The organism is Marinimicrobium sp. LS-A18, from assembly GCF_000463525.1.
Lineage (GTDB): Bacteria > Pseudomonadota > Gammaproteobacteria > Pseudomonadales > Cellvibrionaceae > Marinimicrobium > Marinimicrobium koreense.
Genome location: NZ_AWEP01000002.1, coordinates 969,711 through 996,682 on the forward strand (window position 1 = coordinate 969,711; position 26,972 = coordinate 996,682).

Annotated in this window: 20 protein-coding genes; 6 read left to right on the forward strand and 14 right to left on the reverse strand. The window is 59.5% G+C overall.

Going from position 1 to position 26,972, the window contains the following annotated elements; translation table 11 throughout:
* Positions 1-14: 14 nt before the first annotated feature.
* Positions 15-2,474 carry a pectinesterase family protein gene (locus tag N645_RS0104280; protein WP_024460276.1) on the reverse strand — a complete coding sequence of 820 codons (2,460 nt, stop codon included), beginning with the start codon at positions 2,472-2,474 and terminating at the stop codon, positions 15-17.
* Between the two features lie 150 nt (positions 2,475-2,624).
* Here N645_RS0104280 and N645_RS0104285 point away from each other — a divergent pair, with 150 nt between their 5' ends.
* The 3 genes from N645_RS0104285 (at position 2,625) to N645_RS0104295 (ending at position 5,389) form a co-directional block, all read left to right on the forward strand.
* Positions 2,625-3,362, forward strand: a complete 738-nt coding sequence (locus N645_RS0104285; RefSeq protein WP_024460277.1) for a dienelactone hydrolase family protein — start codon at positions 2,625-2,627, stop codon at positions 3,360-3,362.
* A gap of 98 nt (positions 3,363-3,460) precedes the next feature.
* Positions 3,461-4,483 (forward strand): DUF3080 family protein, encoded by a 1,023-nt coding sequence (locus N645_RS0104290; RefSeq protein WP_081665854.1) that lies wholly within the window; start codon positions 3,461-3,463, stop codon positions 4,481-4,483.
* Between the two features lie 69 nt (positions 4,484-4,552).
* Positions 4,553-5,389, forward strand: a complete 837-nt coding sequence (locus N645_RS0104295) for an SDR family oxidoreductase (RefSeq protein ID WP_024460279.1) — start codon at positions 4,553-4,555, stop codon at positions 5,387-5,389.
* 40 nt (positions 5,390-5,429) lie between these two features.
* Here the strand turns inward: N645_RS0104295 and N645_RS0104300 are convergent, their stop codons facing one another.
* From N645_RS0104300 to N645_RS0104325, 6 genes are all read right to left on the reverse strand, one after another.
* The gene (locus N645_RS0104300; protein ID WP_024460280.1) at positions 5,430-5,888 is read right to left on the reverse strand and encodes a methylglyoxal synthase; all 459 of its coding nucleotides are present in this window, start codon (positions 5,886-5,888) and stop codon (positions 5,430-5,432) included.
* A 28-nt stretch (positions 5,889-5,916) separates the two neighbouring features.
* Complete coding sequence (locus tag N645_RS0104305; RefSeq protein ID WP_024460281.1) at positions 5,917-6,939, reverse strand: quinone-dependent dihydroorotate dehydrogenase; 1,023 nt, start codon at positions 6,937-6,939, stop codon at positions 5,917-5,919.
* Positions 6,940-7,007: 68 nt separating this feature from the next.
* Positions 7,008-7,229: a DUF2835 domain-containing protein gene (locus N645_RS0104310; protein WP_024460282.1), complete on the reverse strand. Its 222-nt coding sequence runs from the start codon at positions 7,227-7,229 to the stop codon at positions 7,008-7,010.
* Positions 7,226-8,113, reverse strand: coding sequence for an ABC transporter substrate-binding protein (locus tag N645_RS0104315; protein ID WP_024460283.1), 888 nt, complete (start codon positions 8,111-8,113; stop codon positions 7,226-7,228). The genes N645_RS0104310 and N645_RS0104315 overlap by 4 nt, the downstream gene beginning before the upstream one ends.
* A 121-nt stretch (positions 8,114-8,234) precedes the next feature.
* Positions 8,235-9,509 (reverse strand): DUF2254 domain-containing protein, encoded by a 1,275-nt coding sequence (locus N645_RS0104320; RefSeq protein ID WP_024460284.1) that lies wholly within the window; start codon positions 9,507-9,509, stop codon positions 8,235-8,237.
* A 28-nt stretch (positions 9,510-9,537) separates the two neighbouring features.
* Entirely contained in the window at positions 9,538-9,789 is a 252-nt protein-coding gene (locus N645_RS0104325; protein WP_152521616.1) for a hypothetical protein, read from the reverse strand.
* Positions 9,790-10,085: 296 nt separating this feature from the next.
* Here N645_RS0104325 and N645_RS0104330 point away from each other — a divergent pair, with 296 nt between their 5' ends.
* The 3 genes from N645_RS0104330 (at position 10,086) to dbpA (ending at position 14,100) form a co-directional block, all read left to right on the forward strand.
* A complete protein-coding gene (locus N645_RS0104330) occupies positions 10,086-11,630 on the forward strand; it encodes a glutamate synthase-related protein (RefSeq protein ID WP_024460286.1) in 1,545 nt (514 codons plus the stop codon).
* Between the two features lie 111 nt (positions 11,631-11,741).
* Positions 11,742-12,656, forward strand: coding sequence for a hypothetical protein (locus tag N645_RS0104335; protein ID WP_024460287.1), 915 nt, complete (start codon positions 11,742-11,744; stop codon positions 12,654-12,656).
* 73 nt (positions 12,657-12,729) lie between these two features.
* Positions 12,730-14,100, forward strand: coding sequence for an ATP-dependent RNA helicase DbpA (dbpA, locus tag N645_RS0104340; protein ID WP_024460288.1), 1,371 nt, complete (start codon positions 12,730-12,732; stop codon positions 14,098-14,100).
* Positions 14,101-14,112: 12 nt separating this feature from the next.
* Here the strand turns inward: dbpA and N645_RS0104345 are convergent, their stop codons facing one another.
* The 7 genes from N645_RS0104345 to N645_RS0104375 all read right to left on the reverse strand — a co-directional run bounded on the left by N645_RS0104345 (position 14,113) and on the right by N645_RS0104375 (position 26,774).
* Entirely contained in the window at positions 14,113-15,318 is a 1,206-nt protein-coding gene (locus tag N645_RS0104345) for a pyridoxal phosphate-dependent aminotransferase (RefSeq protein ID WP_036159864.1), read from the reverse strand.
* A 13-nt stretch (positions 15,319-15,331) separates the two neighbouring features.
* Complete coding sequence (locus N645_RS0104350; RefSeq protein ID WP_024460290.1) at positions 15,332-16,738, reverse strand: amidase; 1,407 nt, start codon at positions 16,736-16,738, stop codon at positions 15,332-15,334.
* Between the two features lie 17 nt (positions 16,739-16,755).
* The gene (locus N645_RS0104355; protein WP_024460291.1) at positions 16,756-17,700 is read right to left on the reverse strand and encodes a D-2-hydroxyacid dehydrogenase; all 945 of its coding nucleotides are present in this window, start codon (positions 17,698-17,700) and stop codon (positions 16,756-16,758) included.
* A gap of 28 nt (positions 17,701-17,728) precedes the next feature.
* Positions 17,729-18,991 (reverse strand): aspartate aminotransferase family protein, encoded by a 1,263-nt coding sequence (locus tag N645_RS0104360; protein WP_024460292.1) that lies wholly within the window; start codon positions 18,989-18,991, stop codon positions 17,729-17,731.
* A gap of 65 nt (positions 18,992-19,056) precedes the next feature.
* Positions 19,057-20,217, reverse strand: a complete 1,161-nt coding sequence (locus tag N645_RS0104365; protein ID WP_024460293.1) for an isocitrate/isopropylmalate dehydrogenase family protein — start codon at positions 20,215-20,217, stop codon at positions 19,057-19,059.
* Between the two features lie 5 nt (positions 20,218-20,222).
* Positions 20,223-21,707 (reverse strand): NAD-dependent succinate-semialdehyde dehydrogenase, encoded by a 1,485-nt coding sequence (locus tag N645_RS0104370; protein WP_369755006.1) that lies wholly within the window; start codon positions 21,705-21,707, stop codon positions 20,223-20,225.
* A 174-nt stretch (positions 21,708-21,881) separates the two neighbouring features.
* Positions 21,882-26,774 carry an NAD-glutamate dehydrogenase gene (locus N645_RS0104375; RefSeq protein ID WP_024460295.1) on the reverse strand — a complete coding sequence of 1,631 codons (4,893 nt, stop codon included), beginning with the start codon at positions 26,772-26,774 and terminating at the stop codon, positions 21,882-21,884.
* Positions 26,775-26,972 lie beyond the last annotated feature (198 nt).

The window sequence follows — 26,972 nt, forward strand, 5'->3', positions numbered from 1 at the left end:
TCACCCGACCCTGTTTACGGCTGAGGGTTCCAGCCTTCGCCACCGTTATAGGTAGAGAAAATTTGCTCCCTTGAAGAGAACTCGGTTTCGTACTCCTGCTGGCTCAGTGAATAGCTCACCCAACCGCTGGTATCGAGCGGGTCGCCATTGATATCCATACTGTTGTATTCGCGCCAGCCGTTAGTGGCGATGGCGGTTGCCGGGTTGGGAGTCGGGTCGGTGTGCCAGGCACTTGAACGGATGTGGTCATCCATACGGGTATTGATGAATACCACATTGTCGAAATAGTCCTGACTGCCGCCGCTGCGCGCGAGGGCAAACGTATTGTCAGCCACATTGGCACCGGTCGGTCCTTCACCACGAGTCAGTTCGCTGTTCAGGAACACAAAGCCTTTGACGCTGTCCGGTGTGCGCGCCTGAAGAATGTATCCGCCGCTGCCGCCATCGGACCGACCCACCGTGCGAATCTCACTGTTTTCAAACAGTGCCGCCTCCACATAACCCCAGATGTAATCCACGTTGCCGGCAACCAGGGACTCATAGAACCAGCTGTAGCCCTTGAGCAACAGGGTGTCCTGCTCGCTAAGAAAGGCAGCGTCTCTGGCCACCAGGCGATGCGAGCTATTGAAGTAAATGGTTTCGGCCTGACCACCATCGCCGATCAGGGTGGTGTTCTCAATCGTGAGGTGTTCAAGAACCAACATGTCCGCAGACTCGACCAGGAACAGGGGGCGACCACTGGTGCCGCCATTGAGCTGCTCGTTGTTGCGGTACTCGATGCGGGTATTCTCCCGGCTCTCGCCGCGCAGGGTGAGGTTGTTCTTGTTGCGCAGGTACAGCGGTTCACGGTAAGTGCCGTTCATGACATTGATGGTCACCGCATCGTCTTTGCCCAACTCCAACATGGCATAAGACAGTGCGCCCTGCACCGTGCGGAAATCCGCCTCGCCGCTTTCGGCCACCGTCAGCTCATTACCGGAAGACGCGTCTGCGGTGGTGCTGAACGTCCAGGCAGCGTCTTTTCCGAGACCTTCAAATTCAGCTCCGTTGAGGGTGCCGTCAATCACCCCATCGGCAATGGCGACATAATAGGTCTCGCCGGGCTCCAAAACACCGTAATGGGGTGCGATCACCACACTGTTGCCCTCGACCCAGATCTGCTCCGTGTTGAGGGTGCGCGCACGATCGGCCGATGGCAGACTGTCCTGCTCGCCCAAGACACTGATATTGTCGACCACAGCGTCATCACTGGCGCGGTAAATACGGGCCGAGCCCGCCGCACCGAGCGTGGGAACATCGTCAAAGGTCAGTTTGATCCGGGTATCGCGCAGAATATCGGTTGCACCAACGGCGGGAACAACTCGTTCAGCCAGATCGTAAACCGCGGTTGGCTGGACGAACGCCGGAGTGATTGTGGCTTCAATGGTTCGGATCAGAGTCGCATCAGAGCCGCTGGTAAAGGTGATGGTCGCCTCGCCCTCGGCCAAGGGGCTCAAGTTCACCTGATTGCCCTGCACGTCGACACCGACCACCGCCGTATTCGAGGACTCGACGCTGAACGTATCCGGATCCCCATTGCTCTGCACCGCCGTTACGTCGATCACATAATCATCGGTCTGGGCCTCGGCGATCCATTCATTACTGGCCGGATCAATGGTCAACTGCACCGGCTTGTTGGCCGGATCACCGATGACCACATCATCAATCTCAAACGACTTGTTGGCGGTAAACAGCCCTATATCGCCAATACCGGTGTAGTCGGTATCGGTATGGGAGCCGACATTTTCACCATTGAAGTAAACCGTCAGGGTATCGCCGATCAACTCAAAACGGACGGTGTACCACTGCCCGCCCTCCAGCGTATCTCTGGGGCCCTGGACGATTTCCCGGCCCACCTGGACCGGACGATCGATCGTGCCGTCCACCGACTTGGCGATCTCCACCTTGGTACTGTCGGTGTTGTTCTGCACATTCAGACCAGCGGCATACCAGTTACCTTCACTGTGATAGCGTGCCATCAGGTACAGGAACTTGTTTCCGGTGGTGCTGTTTTCGCGGGGGCGTATCCGCGCTTCCACGTAGTAGTCTTCCGACGGGATTTCAAGAGCGTTCACGTCGATAAAGGCCAACTCGCCGCCCTGACTGGCGGCGGTGAAGCGCAACACGTGGTTGTCGCCATCCTCCACCACATCGAAGGTACCGTTGGGTTCACCCTCCGGGTTATCCGGGGACGACTGCAGAACCCACTGATCGGCCGTGCCATCGGAGAAGTCGTCACAGAAGTACAACCCGCTCTCCGGGCAGACAAATACCGTCGACGCCGGCTCTGACGAGGCGCTCGCGCTGCTGGAGGAGGCCGGATTGCTTGAGGACGAACTGCTGGAGGAGGAACCGTTTTCGGGGGATGAAGAGCCGCCACAGGCGGCCAGCGCACTGCTCAACAGCAGCACGTACAGCCATTTTGGTTGATTCATTGTTTTTACTCTCACGTAATTATTTATAATATGTCATATCAAATGACCCCCAAATAATCTCAGTCGCTCGCCGGCAGGTCAAGCCCCCGGCTTAGGCTCTTTGGTTATACTGTGGTATTTCCCGACCACCCGCTATTGACGGACCCGACCATGCTGATACAAAACGACCATGTCGATCTCGACACTCCCACCGGCACCATGCGCACCTACGTGTACCGCCCCGCGGCCGAAGGTCGCTATCCGGCCATCATTTTCTACTCGGAGATTTTTCAGCAGACCGCCCCCATCGCCCGTTCAGCGGCGATCATGGCCGGGCACGGCTTCGTCGTCCTGGTACCCGAGGTGGCCCACGAGCTGAATCCGATTGGCACCGTGCTGGGCTACGACGACGCCGGCAAGGAAAAAGGCAACAACGACAAGTTCGCCAAGCCGCTGAAGGATCACGATAGCGACACCGGGGCTATGGTCGCGTTTCTGGAGAAGCAGCAATACTACTCAGGCGCGGTGGGCAGCATGGGAGTCTGCCTGGGTGGGCACCTGGCCTTTCGCGCCGCGTTGAATCCGGCGATCAAGGCGGCCTGCTGTCTGTACGCCACCGACCTGCATTCAAATACCCTACCGGCACCCGACGAAGACCAGACCCTCGCCCGGGCCGGCGAGATCCAGGGGGAGCTGCTGATGATCTGGGGCCGTCAGGACCCACACGTTCCGGATCAACCTAGGGCGGAGATCAATCGCGCTCTCAGGGACGCGGGCTGTACCTTCAGCTGGCTGGAAGTCAACGGCCAGCACGCGTTCATGCGCGATGAGGGCGATCGCTACGATCCGGAGTTGGCATTGCAGTGCTACCAGATGGCGGTAAGTCTGTTTCGGAAAGCGCTGCGCTGAGAGCGGTCAGGGACCCTGACGGTATTTCGCCGCCAATGTCCTGAGCCCACCGCACCCGTGGCTCGTCCGTATCGGTTTCGGGAGCGTACAATAGCGGTATGCGTGTTATTACCTGCCTGCTAACGACTGCCCTGCTATCCGCCTGCCAGCCAACGCCGCCGGCCGAGGCGATGCTGGACGACTACCTGACTCGGTTATCCAGGGTGTTATCCGTAGATATTCCCGCCATAGCCGCTGAGCCCGCACCCCGTATGCCGCCACCGCGGGAACTGCAGGTCGAGCTGGAGCCCCTGTCCATCAATCTATTGGATTTCTGGGGGTTTCGTCAGTGCGGCCTGGCCGAGGTACTGGGCGAACGCAACAGTATTCTCGGGCGGGTGATGGTCCCCTCCCAGCACCTGCACATGGACGGTCGTATTCTCCAGCGACTGCGCCATTGCATCCGGACACTGGACGACGCAGAACTGGTGGCGCTGGCCGAAGACCTCGAGCGGCGCAAGCAACAGCAGTGGCCGGCTCGCTACTGGAATGCCAGTGCGGCGGCACCGGAGCTGCGGGCTTTCTGGAGCCCATCCACCACGCCACTGGAACCCGGCCGGGAAGCCACTTTCCAGGAAGCGCTGACCGCCCTCGCCTTTCTATCGCGATTGCCAGAGCGCCTGGAACAGCAACAGTGGCCGGAACGTCCGGAGCTCGAATCGCAATACAAGGCGCTGGAGCAATACGCTCTGGGCGGCAAACTGCTGCAGAGTCTGGTGCTTGGCGAGCGCTATACCCAAGCGGCCAACCGGATGCTGGAACGAGCCCATCAGCAGAAAACGCTCTGCCCGGCGGGCCTGCCGAAGCTAGAGCTCGAATACGCCCGCAACGTCATGGTGAAGGTATTTGTGGGTGAGGTTCAGCCCTGGCTGGCGGCAGTCAATCGTCGAGCCAACAACGTCATGACGCACTATGAAGCGCTGCTGGACCAACAGTCCGCCGAACTGAGGCCTGCCATTGAGCCATTTTTTGATCAAGTGACCACGCAACACCTCGCCTTCCAGAACAGCCTGCGTGACCACGTGGCTCACTGGCAAACCCTGTTCGACGAGTGCGACAGCAAGGCAATCCCATCGAGGTGACCGGGGCCGGAAAAATCCAGTACACTGCATGCCCTTCTAATGGTTCAACAAACGGCGAGATCATTCCGCATGTCCGACACCAAAACCGTTCTGGTAACCGGCGCCTCCACCGGCATTGGTTACCACTGCGCCAAAGCACTGCAACATGACGGCTACCGCGTCATTGCCAGCTGTCGAAAACTGCCCGATGTCTCCCGCCTGCAGGCCGAGGGCCTGACCTGCATCCAGCTGGATGTTGCGGACTCCGGCAGCATCCACCGGGCCGTCGAGGAAACCCTGCAATTGTGTGACGGGAGGCTGTACGCCCTATTCAACAATGGCGCCTATGGTCAGCCCGGTGCAGTCGAGGATCTCAACCGGGACACCCTGCGCCGGCAGTTTGAAACCAACTTTTTTGGCTGGGCGGAGCTGACCAATGCCCTGCTCCCCGCCATGATTGCCGCCGGTGAAGGGCGCATCATTCAGAACAGTTCCGTATTGGGCTTCGCCGCCATGCCTTTTAGGGGAGCCTACAACGCCAGCAAGTTTGCCCTGGAGGGATTGACCGATACCTTGCGCCTGGAACTCGAAGGAACCGGTGTCCATGTCAGCCTGATTGAGCCCGGCCCGATATTGAGTGATTTCCGTAAAAACGCACTGGCGGCGCTGAAAAGCAATATCGACATGCAGAACAGCCGGCATCGGGGAAAGTACGAAAATGCCATTGAGCGTCTGAGCAAAAAGGGGCCCACTCAGCGATTCACTCTGGGGCCGGATGCGGTCTACAAACGCCTGAAACACGCACTGGAAAGTAACCGACCCAAGCCGCGCTACTACGTCACCTTTCCGACCTACCTGATGGGCTATCTGAAGCGGGTGCTGAGCACCCGGAGACTGGATAAAATTCTGGGGAAAGTGGCCACCTGAGCGACTATCGGTCGTTCATCAGACGGTAATCCACGGGCACTTACTGTGCCCGTTTTGCCATATACGCTTCGTAGTCCGGAATGGAGCGATCCACTTCGTTGTTGAACAGCGGCGAGGCCACCATGAAATCGGCCGATATCTGGTTGCAGGCCACGGGAATGTTCCACACCGCAGCGATACGCAACAGCGCTTTTACATCCGGGTCATGGGGCATCGGCTCGAAGGGATCCCAGAAAAAAATCAGGAAATCCACTTTGCCTTCAGTGATCAGCGAACCCACTTGCTGATCACCGCCCAGTGGGCCGCTGATCAGTTTGTTGATCGGCAGTTGTGTCGCATTGGCGATCACCGTTCCGGTGGTTCCCGTGGCGTAAAGCGTGTGGCTCTTCAGGGTCTCCCGGTGCTTGCTGCACCAGGCCACCAGGTCCTGCTTTTTGTTGTCGTGTGCCACCAACGCAATGCTTTTGTTGTTGGGCAGGGTTACGGTTTTAAATTCCATACTCCACTCGCTTTAGAATCGTTATCGGTTAATCGCGTTTCTCTGCCAGGGCCCGGGTGACATCGGCAATGAGTCGAGGCCCCTGATAGATGAATCCGGTATACACCTGAACCAACCGGGCACCCGCGGCCATTTTTTCGACGGCACTGGCGCCATCGCTGATGCCGCCCACACCAATAATCGGCAACCGTTCCTTCAGGTGACTGTGCAAGGACGCAATGACATGCGTGCTTTTATCGCGCACCGGCAGACCACTGAGGCCACCGGTCTCTTCACTGTGCGCCAACCCCTCAACCCCTTCCCGGCCAATGGTGGTATTGGTGGCGATCACCCCGTCCATGCCCTGCTCCAGCAAGACCTTGGCGACCTGCTCGATGGCGACATCATCCATGTCCGGCGCGATTTTCACGACCAGGGGGACATAGCGTCCGATGGCCTGATAGTGCTTCTGTTGCTCCACTTTCAGACGCTCCAGCATACGGGCCAGGCTGTCGCCAAACTGAAGATCACGCAGCCCCGGGGTATTCGGAGAGGAAATATTGAAGGTGATGTACTCGGCGTGTTCGTAGACGCGATTGAGACAGAAGAGATAGTCATCAACGGCATGTTCCAGAGGCGTCGTAGCGTTTTTGCCGATATTGATCCCCAGGATACCGGAGTAACGACGACGCTTGACCTGCTCTACCAGATGATCCACACCCAGATTGTTGAACCCCATCCGGTTGATAATCGCCTCCTGCTCCGGCAGGCGAAACAGCCTCGGTTTGGGGTTTCCCGGCTGGGGCTTGGGGGTGACCGTCCCGATTTCGACAAATCCGAAACCGAGCGCGCCCAGCGCATTGAAATAATCACCGTTTTTGTCGAGTCCGGCGGCCAGGCCCAGAGGGTTGGCAAAGCGTAACCCCATGACTTCGACCGGATTGTACGCCGCCTTGGGTTTGAACAACGGCAGCAGCTTCAGACGCTCCGCCGCCCCCAGCCAGTCCAGGCTGATGTGGTGAGCGGTTTCAGGGTCCAGTTTGAACAGGGCGTTGCGAATCAGCGAATACATGCAAGGGCTCTTTGCAGCGAGGTGAAACAGCGTCAAAACAGAGCCAAAGGATACTGGATTTCGGGTTTCTAGTCGATTTTTTCGATCTTCTTGAAGCGATTGTCGACATCGAAATGGATCCGGAATCGTCCCCGGATTCCCTCGCGGGTGACAAACTGACGCAGAATCGGCGCCGGGAATCGTACACTGCGGCCATCGACGGTCTGGGCAAGCACGCTCTGAGCGCTCCCCTGGTACCAGCGCTGATATTCATCCGGGGAAATATAGAGATTGACGATTACGGCGTTCAAGGGCGATACCACAGCTCCGGGCGGTCCAGTGGGGTGTCGGGCGTCATCAGCGGGTTATCCATGCGAATGAGGGTACGCTCATTGAGACGGGCCCGCTTCAGGCTCTCTCCGAAGTGTGCCATAAGCACCCGATCAAATGAACCATCGTCAATGGCGGCCAGCAGACCGCGCTCGATCGCCTCGGCCAGGCGCTCGTTGTTCCGGCGTACAAAAAAGTAATACGCCGATGGATAGACCAGAACCACATGCTCATCCACCGCCAGCTCCAGCTCGGAGAACACCCGCTGCTCTTTCCAGACTTCCACCACCGAGCGGGGAAAGTAGTCGACCCGACCGGCGTACAGCATCTTGAACATCCCCTCCCAATGGGGCGTGCGGATCACCGGCAGGCCGTTATGTTCCAGAATGGCGCTATCTGGCCAGTCATGCCCCTGGACGGTTTTCAGATCTCGCAGCGGCGCCAGGTCAGTCATGTTGGCAAACTGGTCCTCGTCGCCCGAACGAACCATCAGCAATCGCCAGCCAATCAACCCTTTGAACAGCGGCACCCGAATGGGGCGCAACACAGTCTCTCGGGTCTTGTTGGTATTCATCCAGTGGATGTCGTACATGCCTTTCGCCACAGACATAACACTGCGGCTTTCACGGAAGTTGGATAGCGTGACGGGATCCAGAACATACTCCTCCCCCGCCTTATCCAGCGCCAGGGTCATCAGCTCCAGAAAGTAATTGGGCCGGGTCTGCCCATACTCTTCGCCCAGCACCGGATATCGAATCACCAGCGCCTCACCCTCAGCGGTATTGCTATCGGCCCAGGAAGCACCGCTCAGTACCACTGCCAGAAGCACCCCTTTCCACACCGTTTTTATAACCTGAAGTCGCATTTTTCTCGCCCTATCCGCATAATAGTTATTAATCATCAAGAACTGCGGAACCATAGGCACAATAACGAATTCACGCACCAATTCAAAGCACGACGCATCGCCATTGTCAACCGAAGGGTCGTCAGGTATCGACGGTTTCGGACAGCGCGACGGCGCGTACCGCCGCCCGGTCCTCTGCCAGGTCCATGGCGCGATCTGAACGCGCCAGTGCCAGACGGGAGTGTCGGGTTGCGGCGCAGACCATGGTCTGGTCCTCCAGTGCCGCAAGGGCACCCAGCGCCTTCTGAAGCCGAATCGCCACTTCGGCAATCCCGGCACCATCCCGGGCAATCGCGGTAAAAGCATCATCAAACAGATCATCCACTGACAGCTCGGGGACCCATACCCGGTCGTAGCGGGTCGCGGCTAGCTCGCCCTGCTCCAGGGGCCGGCGCCAGAGGGTGAACAGGCGCACCAGAGTGCCGATCACATCGATCGCGGTCCCCGGATCATTGACGCCGGGAGACAGCGCCTTGTCGGCAATTTCGGACAGTGCCACCAGACCAAACCGGGGATCATCCTCGAACGTCCGGGTGCGGCCGATGGTAAACGCGGCTTGTAGCGGCTCCTCATCGATCGGACCTTCCGCCTCAACATAGGCCAGCACCCGATCGGGGCTGGCGAAGGTTCCGGGCAAGGCAACCACTTCGATACGGGCATTCCGGGTCTCGGCGCAGTCCTGCAAGACCGCCAGATCGACGTGCCGGACGTAGCCCACTCGCGAGCACATCAGGGGCTGGCCCTGCGCCCGAACGTCGCGCAGCGGGGTCGCGCAGAGCGTGGGAGCACATCGTCGCCGCGCCAGCGCCTCAGCCGTTGCCTCTTCAACCCGTTCAATGGTGTTGACCACCCGCCCCAGCCGGGCAATGCGATCGACCCAGCGGACAAAGGTAATGATGACAATGCCAAAGACCCATACGGTCAGGGCAAAGATGGTGAACAGGCCGGCCCCCTGAAAGTAGTCATTTTTGACCGCAATCAGCGCCACCAGGCTGAAGATGAAAGCGCCGACAAAGGCCGACAGCGCATTCTGGGTGACATCATCGGCAATCACCAGGGGAATGGATCGAGGCGTGGCGGCGGCGCTCGCGGAGGCGTAGGCCGCGACCATGGAGCCCACGGCGAAGGTCGCAATCACCAGCATGCTGGATGCCATCACCGAGAGCAGCGACTCCACCGAGTCGAGGCTGACCGCAGGGAGACTGCCGGCGAACGGCGCGCCCTCTGCGAGCTTGGCCAGGAATACACCGCCGACAGAAAGCACGCAAAGCGCCAGGGGCTTCACCCAAAGGCGCTCTCGAATTCGCTGGACGAGAAAACGAAGCCGGTCCAGGGATAGCAGCGAGGGGCGGCTCATCAGCGCAGCCAACCTGCTGATTCAGCGATCAATCCCCCCAGAATTTCCACCACTTGCGGCGCTTCTCCCGGGCTTCCTGGCCCTGCTCAGAGCCCTTTCCCGCCTCTTTTTGCACCTGGTCCTGTTTCTTCTCCCCCTGTTTTTCCATGACATCCATTCGCTCTCGCTCCGAATCCTCCATCGAGTCTTCCATATTTTCCCGGCGCTCCTTCATGTCCCGGCGTTCGCCATCGCCCATACGACGTGCTTCGTCCGCCCGTTCCTGGGCCCGATCACGCATCTCGGAGCCTCCCCGTTCGTCACCGCGCGGCCTGTCCTCACCGGCGTTCTCCGGTTTTTGAGCAACGGCTGCGGCCGATACTGAGAGCGCCAACACTATAGGGATCAATGAATGCTTCATGTTCTGTTCTCCGGATAAAGTCATCGCGAACCAGCCTTACCTTCTGAAGATTAGGTCCGGCCCCGGCAAGCGTCAAGCGTTTGGGTTCTGCGTAAAACACATCTATTATTCAAGGATAGGCGTACCCAGAGCGCGACCCATCGGTAATACCTGCACCCACATAACAAGGAGCCACCATGAGCCAGCCCGTGATCGCCAACAACAAGCCCGCCAAAGTGACGTTAAAAAAAGGCGAAGAATACGCCTTCTGCCGCTGCGGACGCTCCAAGGATCAACCCTTCTGCGATGGCTCCCACTCCGGAACCGGCTTTACTCCCAAGATGTTCAAGGCCGAAAAAGACGGCGATGCCTTTCTCTGTCAGTGCAAGCACACCGACGATGCCCCCTTCTGCGACGGCACTCATAAACAGTTCAGCGATGAGCAGGTGGGGAAGGAAGGACCGGCCGGGGAGCAGGACGAGCAGAGCGGTGCTCCGACCGCCAAAGCGACACCAGAAGAGCCCACGGTCGAATTCATCCACCTGCTGGCCCGGGAAGGACTGAAAAACCTGGGCAGCCACGGGCCGGTATCGGCCATGGGCGTCCCGCGCAGCGAACTGCCCCACTGGGATGACCTCCAGATCATGGTCGCCCAGATGGCGACCAAACCCCTGATGGAGGATGTCGCCGTTGATACGGAACTGGTGGTCGGGCCCGAGGCGAAGAAACCACTCCGCCTGAAGATTCCCCTACTGGTCTCCGATATGAGCTTTGGCGCCTTATCGGAGGAAGCTAAAGTGGCCTTGGCCAAAGGCGCCGAGCGGGCCGGCACCGGTATCTGCTCCGGTGAGGGCGGCATGCTCCCGGAAGAAAAAGCCGAAAACAGCCGTTATTTTTACGAGCTCGCCAGCGCGAAGTTTGGCTACAAGGAGGAACTGTTGAGCGATATCCAGGCGTTCCACTTCAAAGGGGGCCAGGGTGCCAAGACCGGCACCGGCGGGCATCTGCCCGGCAACAAAAACACCGAAAAGATCGCTCAGGTTCGCCAGATCTCCGCTGGCGAACCCGCCACCTCTCCACCCACGTTCAAGGACCTGTCCAGCGTCAAGGATTTCAAGCGCTTCGCTGACCGGGTGCGGGAGATATCCGGTGGCGTCCCGGTCGGTTTCAAATTGAGCGCTAACCATATCGAGCGTGACATTCAATTCGCGCTGGATGCCAGTGCCGACTACATCATTCTGGACGGTCGGGGCGGCGGCACGGGTGCGGCCCCCGAGATGTTCCGCGATCACATCAGCGTGCCCACCATTCCCGCCCTGGCGCGGGCCCGGCGCTACCTGGATGAGCAGAAAGCCAGTGGCCGGGTCACCCTCATCATCACCGGTGGACTCCGGGTTCCCATGGACTTTGTGAAGGCCCTGGCACTGGGCGCCAATGGTATCGCACTGTCCAACAGCGCCATTCAGGCGGTCGGCTGTGTGGGAGCACGAATCTGCAATACCAACAATTGCCCTGCCGGTATCGCCACACAGCGCGAGGATCTGCGCAAGCGACTCAATGTCGATCAGTCTGCCGAGCGTCTGAGCACCTTCTTCGACGCATCGGTGCAGTTGATGAGCGTCATGGCCAGGGCCTGCGGTCACAATGCGCTGCGGGACCTCAATCAGGAAGACTTGGCCACCTGGCATCGGGAGATGGCTCTCCTGTCGGGGGTTCGATACGCGGGCATCGGCACCCCCTGAACCCGCTGGCTGAAGGCGCCCAGGGTGTGGTTGGCGCCTCCAGAGCAGACGGCACCGCCACATTCGATTATCATGGGCGGACAGACTCAACGACAGGCTCTGATCCGCCCGATGCGACTGACTGCCCTACTGCTTCTATTGGCACTCTGCCAGGCCACCTTCGCCGCCCGGTCAACGGAGGCAGCGGAAGTGGTGGTCGACATACCCTATATGGAGCGGGCGGGGCTGCACCTGGACTATGCCATTGATTTGTTGACCCTCGCGCTGGAGCTATCCGAGCAGCGCTATGGCCCCTATAAAATCGTGCAGCAGCCGTCGCAAACCGTTATCCGCCGTCAGTTACTTGAGATACAGAAGAATGAGCGTTTATCGGTCGCCATCTCCATGCCCATGCCGGAATGGCTGAACAATGCCCAACAGATTCCGTTTCCCATCATGAAGGGGCTGGCCAGTTACCGCCTGTTTTTCAGCCACCGTCAGAATCTGGAGCGGGTCAATGCCATTGAAGATCTGGCAACGCTCAAAACCCTGAAAATCGGACAGGGCGCGGGCTGGTCCACCGCTAAAATCCTTGAGGATAACGGCTTTGAGGTCGTGTATGGCGGGCCTTACGAGACACTGTTTCCGATGCTGCTGGGAGATCGCTTCCAGTTACTCATGCGCGGGGTGTACGAAATCAAACCCGAACTCGAGGTCTACCAGCCCGACATGCCCGACCTGGCGATGGTGGATGAGATTGCCATCTACACTTACTTGCCAATGTACTTTTTTGTATCCCGAAAGCAGCCGGAACTGGCCGAGCGGTTGAACTTCGGCCTGAAAAAAGCGCACGAAACCGGTCAGTGGGACGCGCTGTTTTATCACTATTTCAGTGATACGCTCAGCCTGCTGAACCTCGACACAAGACGGGTGTTCTATCTGAACAATACCAACATTGATCGTTCTTTCTATGCCAACGACAGGCCCTATCTGCTGCCATCCATTGTGGCGCTGGAGTCGCAGCGCCAACAAGCCATCACCGATTGACGCCGCCCCCATCTGAATGCCGGAACAACACCGGACACCTATCCAATTCAATCCAATTTTAAGAGAGTGACTTTTGACCCCTACCGACTTTGCTACCCTGCCCCTCGATCCTGCTCTGCTTCGCAACCTGGATTCCCTGGCGTACCACCAGATGACGCCGGTTCAGGCCCAGAGCCTACCCGAGGTGCTCGCCGGCCGGGATGTGATCGTTCAGGCGCGTACCGGTTCCGGCAAAACCGCCGCCTTCGGGCTGGGCCTGCTGCACAAGCTTCAGGCGCAACGCTTTCGCATTCAGTCACTGGTGCTGTGCCCGACCCGGGAGCTGGCCGACCAGGTGGCCGAGGAAATTCGCACCCTGGCGCGAACCCTGACCAACATCAAGGTGTTGACGCTTTGCGGCGGTGTGCCGATCGGACCGCAGATCGGCTCTCTGGAGCACGGTGCGCACATCATTGTCGGCACACCCGGGCGGATCGAGGACCATCTGCGCAAAGGCACGCTGAATCTGAGCACCGTGGATACTCTGGTGCTTGATGAAGCGGACCGGATGCTGGACATGGGGTTTCAACCGGTACTGGACCGGATTGTCGAACACATCCCCTCGGACCGACAGACACTGCTGTTCAGCGCCACCTTTCCTCCGGAAATTGAATCCATCGCACAACGGATCATGAAGCAACCGGTTCGCATTACCGTTGAAGAGCCCCACGATGAGCGCAGCATTGAGGAGATTTTTTCGCCGATTGACGGCCTGTCCCGACCCGAAGCGGTGCGTCTGCTGCTGTTGGCGGAACGACCGAACGCCGCCCTGGTATTCTGCAATACCAAACAGGATGTCAAAGCCCTGACCCAGCACCTTAATCAGAATGGTCTCAAAACCCAGGCCCTGCACGGTGATCTGGATCAGCGAGAGCGGGATCAGACCATGGTGCTGTTTGACAACAACAGTTGTTCGATCCTGGTGGCCACAGACGTCGCCGCCCGAGGGCTGGATATCGACGCCGTGGACCTGGTGATCAACCATGAAATCGCCCGGGACAGCGCGGTGCACACGCATCGGGTCGGGCGCACCGGCCGTGCCGGCCGCCAGGGGAAGGCCATTACCCTGTTTGATGAAAAAGAACGTTTCAAATTGGCCCGCCTGGGGGACTCACTCACCATCGAGCCGCTACCGGATAAGGGCACTCTCACCCAGCCGCCCTATCGGGCGCCGATGGCCACCGTGCAGATCGACGGCGGGAAAAAACAGAAAGTGCGTCGGGGCGATATTCTCGGTGCGCTCACCGCTCCCGGCGGCCTGGACGGACAACAGGTGGGCAAAATACACCTGCAGGACCTGCGGGCCTACGTCGCGGTCAAGCGCTCGGAAGCCACGCTCGCCCTGGAGATGATCAACAAAGGCAAACTGAAAGGCCGACAGTTCCGCGCCCGCCTGGTGCGATAAGCGGACGCTCAATCAATCGAAGTCCTGCTGTTCCATCCAGGGAATGATGCGTTCGAACGCTTTCTCGATATTGTCCATGGAGGTGGAATAGCTCAGCCGCAGGGAATTGCTGCAGCTACTGCCAAAGGTTTCCCCGGGGATGGTACACACCCCGGTTTCCTTGAGCAGGCGCAGCGCGATATTGGTGCCATTGGCCCCCTCCGGCAAGGACGGGAACAGGTAGAACGCCCCTTCCGGCACATAGCCGGTCATGTGCGGCGTCTGCTCCACCAGCTCCACCAGACGATCCCGGCGCGCGGTGTATTCCTTGAGCATGTGATTGATGAAATCATTGCCGCCGTGCAGTGCCGCCACCCCGGCCCACTGGAACGGGGTATTGGCCACGGTGGTGGTGAACATGTGGTAGCGACGCAGTTTTTTGATCGCCCCCTGACTGCCAATCAGCCAACCGATGCGCATACCCGCCATGCTGTAGGTTTTGGAAAAACTGCTCACCACCATGACATGATCGAGATCGCTGCAACAGGACAACACCGAGGGATAGGTTTTTCCGTCGTAAATGAGATGGTCATACACCTCATCACTGATGATCTGGATACCGCGGTAAGCGGCTTCCTCCACAATCGCCTCCAGGGTTTCCCGCGGATAGACCGTACCGGTGGGGTTGCTCGGTGAGTTGAGCACAATACCGTAGGTATGGGGCTCGATCGCGTCGATGACTTCCTGGGGATCCAGTTGGTGATTGTTTTCCGCGCGGGTGGGAATCTCGGTGACCTCCCCGCCGTTCATCCGGATCAATGGGGAGTACAACATGAACGCCGGATCGGGCACGATGAAATGCCGTCCCGGCGCGGACACGGCGGTCAGCGCCAGGTAAAGCGCCTCGGTGGCGCCGGTGGTGATCATGATGTTGTCCGGGGTCAGGGTCCGCTGGTACCGCTCGCCGTAGTAGATCGCGAGCGACTCCAGCAACTCGGGCAGGCCGGCATCCATGGTGTAGCCGGTCTGGCCACGCTGCAGCGCTTCCACCCCCGCGTTGATCACGTTCTGAGGCGTCGGCAGGTCCGGTTGGCCGATGGACAGATGAATCACATCGTCCATGGTGGACGCCAGGTTGACCATTTTCCGGATGCCCGGAATCGGAATGGTCATCAAGGCCGGGTTCCAGATGGGATCCTCGGATTCGTAGAACTCGAAATCCATATTGCTCAGTGGCATACCGCTTCCCCCTTCAAGACATCAGTGCCGGACGACGATCGGTCAGATCGTTGGCCTGCTGATACGCATCGGCGGTTTGCAACACCAAAGCGTCATTGTAGCGTGCCCCCACCAGTTGCAGGCCGATGGGCATACCACCCGAATCAAAACCACAGGGCACGGTAATGGCGGGCTGCCCGGTCATGTTGAACGGATAGGTAAAGGGCGTCCAGGTGGGCCAACGGGTATTGGGCCAGTCCTCCGGGACTTCCCGTCCGGTTTTGAACGCGGTAATGGGCAAGGTGGGCGTCAACAGCAGATCGTACTTCTGGTGGAAGTTCGCCATGCGCTCACGCAGGCGCATGGATTCATCCACCGCCCCCATGTAATCGAGCATGGACAGGCGCCCGGCTTTTTCCGCGACCTTGACCAACTGAGGGTCCATCCGCTCGCGTTTTTTGGTACCCAGCTCGCGCATGGCATTGGCCACGCCGCCGTAGAATAAATGACCAAAGGCGGGCAAGGGATCGCTGAAACCCGGGTCTACCCGAACCACCTCGGCGCCCAGTTCCCGGAACAATTCAACCGATTGCGCCACCGTCCGTTCAACCTCCGGGTCGACGTCGACATAGCCGAGGTTGGGACTGTAGGCGATGCGCAGCCCTTTGATGCTGCGCCCCAGATTCCCCAGATAATCAATATGTCGGCGGGGAATGGCCCGGGTGTCGCGATGATCGTGCTCGGTGATCACGTTCATCATCAGGGCACAATCCTGCACCGTCCAGGTCATGGGGCCCGCTTGCGTCAGCGAGCCAAAGGGACTGGCGGGCCAGTGCGGTACTTCACCCGCAGAGGGTTTGAAACCCACCAGGCCGCAGAAGGATGCGGGAATACGGATGGAGCCACCGGAGTCCGTACCCAGCGCCAGTGGCGCCATTCCCAGCGCCACCGCCACGGCACTACCGCCACTGGCACCGCCGGCGGTTTTCTGTGGGTTCCAGGGATTATTGGTCACCCCATCGACCGGGTTGTCGGTCACCGCTTTCCAGCCGAACTCCGAGGTGGTGGTTTTGCCGATGGGCACATAACCGTGGCGGGCCAGTGCCGCGGTGGAGGGCGTCGTCCTGTCCAGCGTGTGTTTGGGGTCCACCGCCAGCGAGCCCTTGCGGGTGGGCCACATGGGAGTAAAAAACACATCCTTCACCGCCACCGGTACACCGTCGAGCGTACCCTGGGGCTGATGCTGCTGATAGCGCTGCTCGGACTCGCGCGCCAGTGCCAGGGTGGTGTCGCGATCCACCAGGCAAAACCCGTTGGTTTCGGAATCCACCCGTTCAATCTGATCGAGCATGGCGGTAGCCACCTCGACCGGTGACAGGGACCCGTCCCGATACTGCTCCAGAAGTTCTACCGCGGTCATCCGCAACATCGTTTGGCTCATCAACGGCCCTCCCCGGGTCAGCCTTTGGATACCAGATTGTTCAGTGTTTCGCCCGCCTGCCAGCGGGTGAAGTTGTCGGTGAATTGTTCGCCCAGGGCGCGACGCCAGCCGATAAAGTCACCGGCCATGTGGGCGGAAATCATCACATTGGGTTTATCCCACAGGGGATGATTCTCGGGCAGGGGCTCTTCTTCGAAGACATCCAGCGCCGCCCCGGCAATGTCACCCTGTTCCAGCGCCCCCAGCAGCGCCTCAGTGGCCACAATGGGCCCGCGCCCGACGTTGATCAGATGCGCCGACGGCTTCATGGCGCGAAAGGTTTCCCGATCAAACAGGCCTTCGGTGTCCGGCGTTAGCGGCGCGGTGATCACCACATAATCAACGTGGGGCAACACCGCCATCATGTCTTCCTGAGCGTGCACCTTGCGAAACCCGTCAATGCTCCGCTCGGTTCGGGCGGTGCCTTCGACCTCGAGCCCCGCCGCATTGAGCAACTGCCCCACCGTGGTACCAATCGAACCGGCGCCGACAATCAGCACGCGCTGGCGATCAATCAGGCGGGTTTCCCGATGCTGCCAGCGATGCAGACGCTGGTAGCTGAGGTTTCCCATGGTGTCCTTGGCAAACAGCAGAATGGCCCCCAGCACATATTCGGCAATGCCCCGATTGAATATGCCCCGGGCATTGGTCACTGGAATGTCACTGTCGCGCAGCGCCGGGAACATCAGTGCGTCCACCCCCGCGCTGGTGGCGTGCACCCAGCGTACGCTGGGCTTATCGGGCCAACAGCGCTCGATCATTCCGGAGCGAAAGTCGGTGACCACCAGAATGTCGGCTCGGGTCAGCGCGTCGGTCAGCGCCTGCTCGTCTCTCACGTGGGTCACCCGAACCGAATCGGGCAGCCCATCCAGGCCTGGCAGGTCCGGTTCGTCGTCGGCCGTGAGTACCGCTACTTCGGTCATGATGGATCCTTTTGAGTCGATTCAGTCGTTACAGTTCAGAGGCAACGGCTTCGAGCACCTTGCCGAAACGGTCCGCCGCATCGTCCACTTCTTCCGCCGAGACCACCAGCGGCGGCAACCAGCGAATGATCTGCCCGGCGGTGCCGCAGCGCAGCAGAAGCAGCCCACGCTTCTCGGCTTCTTTTGCCAGCTTTTCCGCAATGTCCGCGCGGGGTCGATCCGGGCTGTGGGCGATCTCCATGCCCAGCATTAACCCCCGACCGCGCAGATCGTCGATCCAGGCGTACTCTTTCTTGTACGCCTCCAGGCGGGCGTACAGCTGTTCGCCTCGCTCGGCGGCATTGGCGACCAGTTTCTCACCCTCGACCACGTCCAGGGTCGCCAAAGCCGCGGCGCAGGCCACCGCATTGGCACCGTAGGTTCCGCCCTGCGAACCGGGCAAGCCTTGGTTCATCAGGGACTGGGACGCGGCAATCGCCGACAGCGGAAAGCCGCTGGCCAAGCCTTTGGCGGTAATGACAATGTCCGGATGCACATCGGCATATTCATGACTCCAGAAGCGCCCGGTGCGGCCGTAGCCGGCCTGGATTTCATCGGCAATCAACAGGATATTGTGGTCTTTACAGCGCTGGGCGATGCCTTCCAGGAAGGCCTTCGGAGCCGGGTAATAACCATATTCACCCTGCACCGGCTCAATGATCATGGCCGCAGTATCTGAGGGGGCGCTGTGGGTTTTCAGAATTTCATCCAGCTCGCGCAGGCAGAAGTCCACCGCCGCCTGTTCGTCCCAGCCGTAGCGATAGGCGTGGGGAAAGGGGGCGGTCACCACCCCGGCCATCATGGGGTGAAACCCGGTGCGCACTTTGGTGCCGGAGGTGGTCATGGAGGCGGCGGCCATGGTCCGGCCGTGAAACCCGCCGTGAAAGGTCAGGATGTTGGCCCGGCCGGTGGCGTGGCGAGCCAGCCGCAAGGCCATCTCAACCGCCTCGGAACCGGAGTTGGCAAACGCCACCGAATCGAGGCCCTTGGGCATTTTTTCCACCAGGCGATCGGTCAGTTTGAGCATGGGCTCATGAGTCACCGTGGTGTACTGGGCATGAATGACTTTACCCACCTGCTCCTGTGCCGCCTTGACCACCGTGGGATGGCAGTGGCCCGTACTGGTTACCCCGATACCCGAGGTAAAGTCGAGGTAAACCTGGCCGTCAGTATCGTAAAGCCAGGCGCCCTCGCCGTGTTCAACGCAGACGTTACTGGACTGTTTCAGGAGTGGCGACAGATGATGGCTCATGGGTAGTGCTCCTGTTTTCTCGATGGTGCTTTCGTTTGCGATCGGTAGTGATGTTCAATCCGTTCTCATGAAAGATGTCCGAGAATGGATTGGGTAATCTCGTCGGTGGTGCGTGTGCCGCTGTTCTGCTCTTGTGACTGACGATGTTGTGCCTGCAGATCTTCGGCAACCGCCGAACGCAAGGATTGCGCCGCATCCGCCAGGCCGAGCCAGTCGAGCATCATCGCTGTGGTCAGCAGCATGGCGCTCGGGTTCGCGATGCCCTGCCCCGCAATATCCGGCGCACTGCCGTGGGTCGGCTCGAACAGGGCCGGCCGGGACTTGTCATCGGGGTTGATGTTGCACGAGGGCGCCACACCCAGTCCTCCGGCCAACACGGCGGCCAGGTCGGTCAGAATGTCGCCATGCAGGTTGCTGGCCACCACGACATCGAATTGCCAGGGGCACTGAACAAACTTCATGCAGGCCGCGTCCACCAGTTCGTGATGCACGCCAATGTCCGGATACTCCCGCGCGACCTGTTCAAAAACCTCGGTGTACATTTCGCCCCAGTGCGGTTGTGCATTGCGCTTGGTGATCAGGCACACCTGGGCCCCCTTCAGGCCCGAGCGGTCGCACAGGTACTCGCGCAGCTCACCGTCCTGCTCTCGCAGGGTCAGTCGCTCCCTGGCCCGATTGAAGGCATGCCGGATCAGTCGTTCGGTGGCCTTGCGGGTAAACACTTCCAGTTGGGTGGCCGTCTCATCCGGCGTGCCGGCGCGCAGTCGCCCACCCTGATTGACGTATTCGCCCTCGCTGTTTTCCCGAATGACCAACATGTCGATATCTTTGGCCCGCTCATCGGCGAGGTACTGGGGCGCTCCCGGAAGCAGGCGCGCCGGGCGCTCACAGGCCCAGAGATCCAGGCCTTTGCGGAAAGTCAGCAACGGCGCCAGAGACACACCGTCGGATAACCGGTAACGCTTGGGATCGCTGGTCGGCCCCGGATCGCCGAGCGCACCCAACAACAGGGCCTGATAGTCGCCGAGCCGCTCCAGCGCATCCGCCGGCATCATTTCGCCGTGCTCACGATGCCAGGCGGTACTCGGCCAGGGCAAGGTGTCCCAGCTCAGAGGCAGGTCATACCGCTGGCGCAAGGTGTCCAGCACCCGTTCGGCCGCGGCGACCACTTCCACACCGATACCGTCTCCGGGCATCAACGCCAGCTTGATCGGTTGCTGGGCCATGGCCGTTACTCCCCACCCATGCAGAGGTATTTGATTTCCTCGTATTCGGCCATACCGTGACTGGACCCTTCCCGTCCCAGCCCCGATGCTTTCATACCACCGAACGGTGCGGAGGCGTTGGACACGGCACCCTCGTTGACGCCGATAATGCCACTCTCCAGCGCATCGGCAACGCGCCAGACGCGATGAATGTTCTGGCTGTAAAAGTACGCCGCCAGGCCATAGGGCGTATCGTTCGCCAGGCGAATGGCGTCGTCTTCAGAGTCAAACGCCATGACTGCGGCCAAAGGGCCAAAGGTTTCTTCGTGACAGACCTGCATTCCCGGTTTGATGCCGGTGAGCAACAGAGGCTCCACATAGTTGCCCTTGTCGCCCTCCGGCGCCGGACCGAAGACCCGCTTGGCCCCTTTGCTCATGGCGTCCTGATAATGCTGCTGGACTTTTTCGACCGCCGCGCGGTTGATCAATGCAGATTGATTGACCCCATCTTCAAAACCGTCGCCGACCTTGAGTGTCTTCATGGCCTCGGTGAGTTTTTCAACGAAGGCATCGTGCACACTGCGCTGCACCAGAAACCGGTTCGCGCACACGCAGGTCTGGCCGGTGTTGCGAAACTTGGAGGCCATCGCCCCCTCGACCGCTTTGTCCAGATCGGCATCATCAAACACGATAAACGGCGCGTTGCCGCCCAGTTCAAGAGACACTTTCTGAATGTGTTCGGCGCACTGGGACATGAGAATGCTGCCCACTCGGGTAGAACCGGTAAAACTGAGCTTGCGCACCACGGGGCTGCGGGTCAGCGCCTCGCCGATCGGCTGGGGTTTACCGGTGATGACGTTCAGCACACCGGCGGGCACTCCGGCCTCCTCGGCCAGTTGCGCCAGTGCCAGCGCCGTATAGGGAGTTGCCTCGGCGGGCTTGACGATCATGGAGCAACCCGCCGCCAATGCCGCGCCCGCTTTGCGGGTGATCATGGCAGCCGGGAAATTCCAGGGGGTGATACAGCAGGTCACGCCCACTGGCTGACGGGTCACCACAATATGCTGACCGGGTTTGGCGCCGGGAATGGTTTCGCCATAAGCGCGGCGCGCCTCCTCGGCAAACCATTTGATAAACGATGCGGCGTAATTCACTTCGCCCTTGGCTTCGGCCAGAGGCTTGCCCTGCTCCAGCGTCATCAGGGCACCGAGGTCATCGGTATGATCCAGCATCAACTGATACCAGCGCATCAATATCTCATTGCGCTCATTGGCCGTTTTGTGACGCCACACCTGAAACCCCTTTTCGGCTTCCGCGATGGCGCGCGCCGTATCCTGCTCATTGCAGTTGGGAACCTGGCCGATGATCTCCCCCGTTGCCGGGTTGTCCACGTCCAGCGTTGCGCCGCTTTGCGCCTGCGACCATTGGCCACCGATGTAACAGGCTTGCTGAAACAGTGCCGCGTGGCGGAGTTTGATCGGGGCTGTTTGCTGGGTCTTGGCCATCGTCATCGAGCTCCTGTCCATCTCATCGTGAAATCGTAAAACGATCAATTCGTTACCTGCTCCAACTCTAGCAGACATCGGCTGGCTGAAAGCAAGTGTTTTTCCGACTTTTTGTCAAGAAATGTTGACAACTTCGTTGAACCCTAACAGTTCGTGGGCAAAAGTTTTGACGCCTAAAGATTACTCGCGATCTCCGTACTGGGTAATCTGCACAAGATCGAGCAGCTCTCGCAAGGCCACGGAGAAAATCGCGTAATCGGTACCGCTGCTGTTCTGCACTTCATTCATCATGGAGCGCCAGCGATCCAGCTGCGGAGCGAACTGTTCGGCCCAGTGTGCGACCGTGTGCTCCACTGGGCACTCGGTGCTCACCCATCCACACAGCGCCAACGTCAGGCTGCGCAATTGTGACTCCAGATCATCCAGATAGGTTTCCCGCGCCATCGCCTGCCAGTAACTTTCTACGGCCGCCTCAGAAATCTGACGGGCAAACTCGTGCAGTTGAAGTTGCTCATTGATGCTCAAGTAGAGATCCAATACAGACAACAGAGGCAGTTCGGTGTGGCGAGACGCCTCGGCGACACTCAAACCGGAGTACAGATGCCCGGGCGTCGCGACGCGAGGCACCAGCGCCTCAGGCACACCGGCCTGGGTCAGATAGTCGACCTGCGCCTGCCAATCCTCCAGGGCAGCCCCGCTCAGTTGCCCCGGCAAGGTGCGAATGACCTCTTCCACCAAGGGCATGAACTGTTGGATCTCCGTGCCCGGATCAAGATGACTGCGCCGGTTGCGCAAGAACCAGCGCGATGCGCGCCGCACCCGTCGCATCAACGTTTTCATCAGCTCCATCTGTACACTGGCATCAACCTGATAATCCAGCGACTCCAGCGTCTGCCAGACGTCATCCAACTGGTAGATATCCCGGGCAATCACGTACGCCTTTGCCATATCTCCGGCGCCCACACCGGTGGAGTCCAACAGCCGTTGGGCAAAACTCAGCCCCATGGTATTGACCAGATCGTTGGCCACCTGGGTCGCGACCAGCTCCTGGCGCAACCGGTGGCCATTGATCCACTCGGGGTAGTCTTTCTGCAGGGGCTCGGGAAACGCGCGAAAGGCGAAGCGGGCTATGTACTCATCACCGGCGAGATCCGCTTCGGCCAGGTCATTCTTCAATATCACCTTGGCATAGGAAATCAGCACGGCCAGTTCCGGGCGTGTCAGCCCCTGCCCCTGTGCCTGGCGCTCCGCGAGGGTTTCCTCATCCGGCAGAAACTCCAACTGGCGGTTCAGTCGCCCCTCGGACTGCCACACACTCATGACCCGCCGATACTCGGCATTACGACGCACCGCATCAGAACTGGCAAGACTGATGGCCTGGGTCTGGCGGTAGTTGTTATCCAGAACCAGTTGCGCCACTTCCTCGGTCATGGCCTCCAACCGTTGGTTGCGTTGTTTTTGCGTCAGGTCACCGTTACTCAGCACCTCGTTGAGCAGTATTTTGATATTGACCTCGTGGTCCGAGCAGTCCACGCCCGCCGCATTGTCAATAAAGTCGGTGTTGCAGGCACCGCCCTGCAGCGCAAACTCGATCCGGCCGCGCTGGGTCATACCGAGGTTACCGCCCTCACCCACCACTTTGCAGCGCAGCTCACTGCCATCAACGCGCACTGAATCATTGGTCTTGTCGCCCACCTCCATATGACTTTCACTGCTGGCTTTGACGTATGTCCCTATGCCACCGTTCCACAGCAGGTCCACCGGCGCTTTGAGCAACTGATGAATCAGTTCGTTCGGTGTCAGCTCGTCGTCTTCCAGCGAAAACCGCTGTTTCATTTCGTCCGTCAGGCGAATCGCTTTGGCATCCCGGGAAAAAACGCCGCCACCCTCGCTGATCAGCGACGCATCATAATCCGCCCAGCTTGAGCCGGGCGTCCGGAACAGCCGCTGTCGCTCCTGAAAGCTTTTTGCCGAGTCCGGGTTCGGGTCGATAAAAATATGCAGATGGTTGAACGCCGCCACCAACTGAATATGTTCGGACAGCAGCATGCCATTGCCGAACACATCGCCGCCCATATCGCCAACACCGACCACGGTAAAGTCCTCGCGCTGAATGTCCAGACCCAGCTCCTTGAAGTGCCGCTGCACCGCCACCCAGGCTCCACGTGCCGTGATCCCCATCGCCTTGTGGTCATAACCCTGGCTGCCTCCGGATGCAAAAGCGTCCCCCAGCCAGTGGCCATACTCCGCCGAAATTTCGTTGGCAATATCGGAAAAAGTCGCAGTCCCCTTATCGGCGGCCACCACCAGATACGGATCGTCTTCATCCAGTCGAACCACCTGTTTGGGTGGCACCAACTCGCCCGCCACCCGATTGTCCGTCAGATCAAGCAGCCCGCGGATGAACGTCTGATAGCAGGTGATTGCCTCCTTTTGCAGCGCCTGTCGGTCACCCCCAGCGGGCGGACGTTTGCAGACAAAACCACCCTTTGCACCGTTGGGCACAATGACCGCATTCTTGACCTGCTGGGCTTTGACCAATCCCAGCACTTCGGTTCGATAATCCTGCAGTCGATCCGACCAGCGCAGCCCTCCGCGAGCGACTTTACCCGCGCGCAGGTGCACACCTTCAACACGCGGGGAATAAACAAAAATCTCATACAGCGGACGGGGCTCCGGAATATCGGGAATCCGTCGGGGCATCAATTTGAAGGCGAGGTATTCTTTGAAGCGGTCATCCGCCTCACGCTGAAAATAATTGGTCCGCACCGTACCATCGAGAATCGCCAGGTAGCGACGGATGATGCGATCCTCGTTGAGGTTCGACACCTGGTTCAGGGAATCCAGAATGCGCCCGTGGATGGTGCCGCGCCGCTCGGCGCGATCACCACTGACTGATGGGTCGAACTGCGCCTTGAACAGGCTGATCAGGTCCCGGGTTATGCGGGCATGATTGACCAGTGCCGAGGCGATATAGCCCTCGGTGAAATTGAACAGTGTCTGGTGCATGTAGGCCGCCAGCGCCCGCAATACCGTCACTTCCCGCCAGGTGAGCCCGGCACTCAACACCAGGCGATTGAAGCCATCGCTCTCGGCGCGCTGATTCCAGACCGCTGCAAAGGCGTCCTGGAATTTGTGGCGCACAGCCTGTATATCCAGGGAGGCCTCGGCATCGTAGGTGAGATGGAAGTTGTGCAGATAAACCTCATCCCCCGAGCTCGATACAATGTCGTAGGGGTGCTCCGCCACGACTCTCAGACCCAGGTGTTCAAGCACCGGGATCACATCCGACAACTCCATCGGGGCGTGGCGGCGGAACACCTTGAACCTCAACCCCTGCGCCGAACGATCCGCCGGCTGATAAAAACTCAGGGCGAGATCACCGTCGCCGTCAAGATTCAATATATGGTCGAGATCCTGAACCGCGACACGGGCATCAAAGTGTTCCCGATAGGCGGAAGGAAACGCATCCTGGTACTGCTCCAGAAGCTTGACCGCCAGCTCCTCGCCTTTTGCTTCCGTCAGCGCCTCAAGCAGTTGGTCCTCCCAGGACCGGGTGATCTCGATGATCTGCCGCTCGAGTTGATCGACATCGAACGGTACCGTACCGTCGCCGGATGCTGGGCCATCGTTTTCCAGACGGAAGACCAGATGCACCCGGGCCAGAATCGATTCGGAAAAGTAGGTATTGAACTCCACTTCCTCCGCGCCCAACGCTTTACCCAATAGCGTCTGGATCTTGATCCGGATGCGGGTGGTGAAAAGATCCCGCGGCACGTAGACCAGACAATTGACAAAACGACCGAACGCATCGGGACGAACAAACAGGCGAACCCGGTAGCGCTCATTGATTCGGGCCACACCGGTGGCAATTTCATAAAGCTGGCTGGTACTGCTCTGGAACAGCTCGTCCCGGGGAAAAGTCTCAAGAATCTGGCGCAACGCTTTCCCGTCGTGACCGCTGCGGCTCAGTCCCGAGCGCTCGAACACCTCACGGACCTTTTCCCGAATCAGCGGAATTTCATAGGGGCTCAGGGTGTACACCGCCGAGGTATACAGGCCCAGCAACCGGCTTTCACCGCACAGCTGGCCGTCGGCATCAAACCGCTTGATCACGATGTAATCAGAGTACGCCTGGCGATGCACGCGTGAGCGCTGGGGCGCTTTGGAAAAAGCGATCAACCTGGGTGACAGATGAAACTGCAGCGTGCCCGGGTTTTCGTCACTGACCGGTTTGCGATCCGCCGCGGTATCGGCATCCCGGAACAGGCCGAGACGCTTGTCCGTGCGCTCTACCAACCTGGTGTCGCCGTTTTCGGTCACCAGGTCGTATTCGGTGTACGCCATGAAGGTAAAATGATCTTGAAGAAGCCAGTCCAGAAACGCCTGATTCTCCGGTACCTTCTGGTTCACGGGTGCCTGAGTCACCCGGCTGAGCTGTTCAGCCGCGCTTGCGGTGGCCTCTTTCAGCGCGCTGAAATCATCCACCACTCGGCGCACCTGCTCCATGACCGTCATCAGCGACCGACTGATCTGGCGCAGTTGGCGCGTATCGGTATGCAGCCGGATCTCCATGTACACCAGCGCTTCCAGAGCGCCCCTGCCAGCATCATCCGGCGCCTCATCGCCCTCAGCCGGCCAGAGTCCAACCAGCCGGTGCTGCTCGTCTCTGACCACACCGAGCACGGTACTCTTGATGCTGTGAATGGCGATATTGCGCCGATTCAGCTCGATCCGGATGGAATCGACGAGAAAGGGCATATCCCGCTGCTGCACCAACAACACACTGTGCGGACAGAGCCAACCATCCTCTTCCAGGGTTGGATTGAACAGCCGCACGGTCGGCTTGCCCGGCCGGAACTGATTCATCAACCGCCAGGCGCTGTGCACCGCGCCGAAAACATCCTTGATCGGCCGACCGACCCATTCCTCCAGAGGTAAACGTGCAAAAAAAGCCCGACTGAAGGTGAGCCAGAGTGCCCATTGGTTTTCCTCAATGGAATCTCCCGCCAGGGCATCCAGGTCCGCAAACAGCTCATCCTTATCTCCGGCGTTCACCAAGCGTATATCCACACTGCCTCCTGTTTCATCGTCCCGCGGACGTTATCGGTGTCGCTCAGTTTTCAGTTTGGTCCGGGGGTGTACACTTGTCGAGTGTAACTGCTTGAAAATCAGGGAACTGACGCCATTAACACAAGTCTACGAGCGCATCGCCGCAGAATTGCCGCGATTTGGTCAGCTTTTGATCAGGTCGCCCATTCATCCAGGCTC

Bases quoted from the DNA above. Each gene is read 5' to 3' on its own strand.
- N645_RS0104280 (WP_024460276.1), bottom strand. From the start codon at position 2,474: ATGAATCAACCAAAATGGCTGTACGTGCTGCTGTTGAGCAGTGCGCTG.
- N645_RS0104285 (WP_024460277.1), top strand. From the start codon at position 2,625: ATGCTGATACAAAACGACCATGTCGATCTCGACACTCCCACCGGCACC.
- N645_RS0104290 (WP_081665854.1), top strand. From the start codon at position 3,461: ATGCGTGTTATTACCTGCCTGCTAACGACTGCCCTGCTATCCGCCTGC.
- N645_RS0104295 (WP_024460279.1), top strand. From the start codon at position 4,553: ATGTCCGACACCAAAACCGTTCTGGTAACCGGCGCCTCCACCGGCATT.
- N645_RS0104300 (WP_024460280.1), bottom strand. From the start codon at position 5,888: ATGGAATTTAAAACCGTAACCCTGCCCAACAACAAAAGCATTGCGTTG.
- N645_RS0104305 (WP_024460281.1), bottom strand. From the start codon at position 6,939: ATGTATTCGCTGATTCGCAACGCCCTGTTCAAACTGGACCCTGAAACC.
- N645_RS0104315 (WP_024460283.1), bottom strand. From the start codon at position 8,113: ATGCGACTTCAGGTTATAAAAACGGTGTGGAAAGGGGTGCTTCTGGCA.
- N645_RS0104320 (WP_024460284.1), bottom strand. From the start codon at position 9,509: ATGAGCCGCCCCTCGCTGCTATCCCTGGACCGGCTTCGTTTTCTCGTC.
- N645_RS0104325 (WP_152521616.1), bottom strand. From the start codon at position 9,789: ATGCGTGATCGGGCCCAGGAACGGGCGGACGAAGCACGTCGTATGGGC.
- N645_RS0104330 (WP_024460286.1), top strand. From the start codon at position 10,086: ATGAGCCAGCCCGTGATCGCCAACAACAAGCCCGCCAAAGTGACGTTA.
- N645_RS0104335 (WP_024460287.1), top strand. From the start codon at position 11,742: ATGCGACTGACTGCCCTACTGCTTCTATTGGCACTCTGCCAGGCCACC.
- N645_RS0104345 (WP_036159864.1), bottom strand. From the start codon at position 15,318: ATGCCACTGAGCAATATGGATTTCGAGTTCTACGAATCCGAGGATCCC.
- N645_RS0104350 (WP_024460290.1), bottom strand. From the start codon at position 16,738: ATGAGCCAAACGATGTTGCGGATGACCGCGGTAGAACTTCTGGAGCAG.
- N645_RS0104355 (WP_024460291.1), bottom strand. From the start codon at position 17,700: ATGACCGAAGTAGCGGTACTCACGGCCGACGACGAACCGGACCTGCCA.
- N645_RS0104360 (WP_024460292.1), bottom strand. From the start codon at position 18,991: ATGAGCCATCATCTGTCGCCACTCCTGAAACAGTCCAGTAACGTCTGC.
- N645_RS0104365 (WP_024460293.1), bottom strand. From the start codon at position 20,217: ATGGCCCAGCAACCGATCAAGCTGGCGTTGATGCCCGGAGACGGTATC.
- N645_RS0104370 (WP_369755006.1), bottom strand. From the start codon at position 21,707: ATGACGATGGCCAAGACCCAGCAAACAGCCCCGATCAAACTCCGCCAC.